5 protein-coding genes are annotated in these 3,306 nt (G+C 56.9%); all 5 read right to left on the reverse strand.

The window, feature by feature from the left end; genetic code table 11:
- On the reverse strand, positions 1 to 188 hold a 188-nt coding region (locus tag RTK32_RS20315), incomplete at its 3' end, for a cytochrome c-type biogenesis protein CcmH (protein ID WP_312047113.1).
- A complete protein-coding gene (locus RTK32_RS20320; protein ID WP_312047115.1) occupies positions 185 to 739 on the reverse strand; it encodes a DsbE family thiol:disulfide interchange protein in 555 nt (184 codons plus the stop codon). The genes RTK32_RS20320 and RTK32_RS20315, both read right to left, overlap by 4 nt.
- Entirely contained in the window at positions 736 to 2,682 is a 1,947-nt protein-coding gene (locus RTK32_RS20325) for a heme lyase CcmF/NrfE family subunit (protein WP_312047117.1), read from the reverse strand. The genes RTK32_RS20320 and RTK32_RS20325 overlap by 4 nt, the downstream gene beginning before the upstream one ends.
- A complete protein-coding gene (gene ccmE / locus RTK32_RS20330) occupies positions 2,679 to 3,143 on the reverse strand; it encodes a cytochrome c maturation protein CcmE (protein WP_312047119.1) in 465 nt (154 codons plus the stop codon). The genes RTK32_RS20325 and ccmE overlap by 4 nt, the downstream gene beginning before the upstream one ends.
- The coding region (gene ccmD / locus RTK32_RS20335) for a heme exporter protein CcmD (protein WP_312047121.1) at positions 3,140 to 3,306 on the reverse strand (167 nt) is incomplete at its 5' end. The genes ccmD and ccmE, both read right to left, overlap by 4 nt.

Consider the following 3,306-nt stretch of genomic DNA (forward strand, 5'->3'; position numbering starts at 1 on the left):
ATATCGGCGGCAATCATCGCATTCGAGTCAGCGATACTGTTGTTCTGGCATTTGGGGCAGCGCAACGACTCTGTAAGATGTCGATACTGCTGCTCCTGAGTGACCGAAGAGAATTGATAGGTGTCTATATTGTCCGCCAGCACGCTGAAAGAAAAAATCAGCGCGACGACAAGTAAAATGCGTTTCATTGAGCGGCTTCCTTGCTGTATTTATCCCATAATGGCCTGACTTCGCTGTTCCATACCCGGTCGTTCAAATCCCCGGCATGGCGATAGCGAATAATCCCTTTGCCATCGATTAAAAAAGTCTCCGGGGCGCCATAGACGCCCAAATCCAGCCCCAGCATGCCGTCGCCGTCGTAGAGACTTAATGCATAGGGATTACCCAGTGAGTTAAGCCAGTTTACGGCTTTGCTCCGATCGTCCTTATAGTTAAGTCCTACGACACGAATACCCTGTACCGCCAGCGAATTAAGGTACTGGTGCTCGGCACGGCAGGTAGGACACCAGGTCGCCCAAACGTTGAGCAGGATCGGTTTGCCATCATGCAGTACCGACTGGTCGTAAATTTTGCCAGGGCTTTCCAGCGATTCCAGCCGGAAAACTGGCACAGGCTTGCCCACCAGCGCGGACTCCAGCTTTGTTGGATCGTCACCATCGGCATTGCGTGTTAACTGCCACATCAGCGCAACGGCCAGCAGCAAAAACAGGACCAGCGGAATATAGAGCGTTTTTTTCATACTGGCTCCTTTTTACGCGAGCGATAGCGTGGATCGAGCAGGCATAAAATGCCGCCTGCCGCCATAAACAGGCCGCCGAACCAAATCCAGCGAACAAAAGGTTTGTAATAGATACGCACCGCCCAGGAATGATCTTCCAGCTCTTCGCCCAGCGCCGCGTAAAGATCACGTGTGAAGCCGCCGTCAATGGCCGCCTCGGTCATCATGGTGTGCGCCACGCTGTAATAACGTTTCTCGGCGTGCAGCGTCGCTTCGTGTTTGCCGTTGCGCGTCACATCAATGATGCCTACGCCACCGGTGTAGTTTGCGCCCTGGAGATTACGCACATCGCGGAAGATAAAATGATAGCTATGGATATCAACTGCATCGCCCGCACGCAGACGAACATCGCGCTCCACGCTGTAGTTCTGACTGAACGCGATGCCGATAACGGTCACAGCGACGCCAAGATGGCCCAGCACCATGCCCCAGTGGCTGCGGGAAAGATGACGCAGCCCGACCAGGAAGCGGTGGCGATGGGTCGCGCGCTCGTGTAACTCCATCAACGTCAGGAAGATGACCCACAGCGACATCAGCAGCCCCACTACCGTCATCGCTTCAATGCTGTCCTGCATCAGCCACGGCAGCAGAATGGAAAGCACCAGCGTGGCCAGCATCGCGACCGCCAGCCGCTTCCATAATTTTTGCGGCTCGTCGCGACGCCAGCGTACCAGGGGGCCAATCCCCAACAGCAGCGCCAGCGGTGCCATCAGCCAGGTAAACAGCGTATTAAAGAAAGGCTCGCCAATGGAAATACTGCCCAGCCCCAGCTGCTTGTGCACCAGCGGCAGCAGCGTGCCGAGCAATACCACCAGCATGGCCGCAATCAGCAGGATATTGTTACCCAATAGGAAAGATTCGCGCGACCACAGCTCGTTCTGTACGCGACCGCGCACCTTGCTGCCCTTGATGGCGTACAGCAGCAGCGAGCTGCCGATAACGATCACCAGGAAGGCCAAAATAAACATGCCGCGTGCCGGATCGGAGGCGAAAGAGTGCACCGAAATCAGCACGCCAGAGCGTACCAGGAAAGTCCCCAGCAGACTAAGCGAAAATGCGGTAATCGCCAGCAGCACCGTCCAGGCCTTAAAGGTGCCGCGCTTTTCCGTTACCGCCAGCGAGTGGATAAGTGCCGTGCCAGCCAGCCAGGGCATAAAGGAAGCGTTTTCTACCGGATCCCAGAACCACCAGCCGCCCCAGCCAAGCTCATAATAGGCCCAGGCTGAGCCCAGCACGATACCGATCGTCAGGAAAACCCAGGCCGCCGTTGTCCATGGACGTGACCAGCGTGCCCAGGCCGTATCCAACCTTCCCGTCATCAGCGAGGCAATGGCAAACGCGAAAGCCACGGAGAAACCGACGTAACCCATGTAGAGCAGCGGCGGGTGGAAGATCAGGCCAATATCCTGCAGCATCGGATTAAGATCGCTGCCGTCGATCGGAAAATCAGGCAACGTGCGGGTAAACGGGTTAGAGGTCAACGTGATAAACAGCAAAAAGCCAAGGTTGATCATGCCCATGACGGCCAGCACCCGGGCCACGGAATCCAGCGGCATTGCGCGGCTGAACAAGGCAACCGCCAGCGTCCAGGTACTGAGCAGCAGTAGCCACAGCAGGAGCGACCCCTCGTGTGCCCCCCAGGTTGCGGCAATACGGTAGTAAACCGGCAGCAGCGTATTGGAGTTAGTGGCGACATAGGCCACGCTAAAATCGTTCACCACAAAAGCGTGTACCAGCACGACAAATGCGGCCAGCACGCAGGTGAATAGCGCATAGCTCAGCGGCCTGGCCAACCCCATCAGCCGCGTATCCTGACGGGAGGCGCCCCACAGCGGGTAAACGCTCAGCAGCAGCGCCAGCGCAACGCCGAGTGCCAGCAGAAAACTGCCAATTTCCGGCATCATGGCTGGTTCACCGCCATCTTATGGTTCTTTTTCATTGCATCCTCTATTTCCGGCGGCGTGTATTTTTCATCATGCTTTGCCAATACTTCTTTTGCTTCGATGCGGTTACCGGGCTGCAGTACGCCCTGCGCGACTACCCCCTGCCCCTCCCGGAACAAATCCGGCAGAATGCCGAGATAGCTCACGCTTACCACGCCGTTAGCGTCGTAAAGCTTAAAAGAAACCTGCAGCGTATTCGGGTCGCGCCTGACGCTCCCGGGCATCACCATGCCGCCGACGCGCAGGCGCTGGCCCGCCGTAGGTTTTTCCTGACGCTCACCTTTGCCGTTCAGGATTTCGCTGGGGGTATAAAATAAATCGATATTGGCACGCAGTGCGTACATCACTAACGCGGTTGCCAGTCCGAGCCCGGCCAGGATAGCAATGGCGACTATCAGACGGTTTTTACGACGGGTGTTCACAGTGGTGCTCCCTGCTTTTTGATTTTTGCCGCTTTAATGCGGCGTTCCCGCGACTCGCGCTGCCGGATATCGGCCAGCAGCCGTCGACGGGTAATCAAGGTGTGCAGCACCAGCCCCCCCAGCGCAATCAGCGTGCAGGCGACGGCAAGCCAAACGTAAAAGG

Source organism: Erwinia sp., from assembly GCF_031978025.1.
Classification (GTDB): Bacteria; Pseudomonadota; Gammaproteobacteria; order Enterobacterales; family Enterobacteriaceae; genus Erwinia.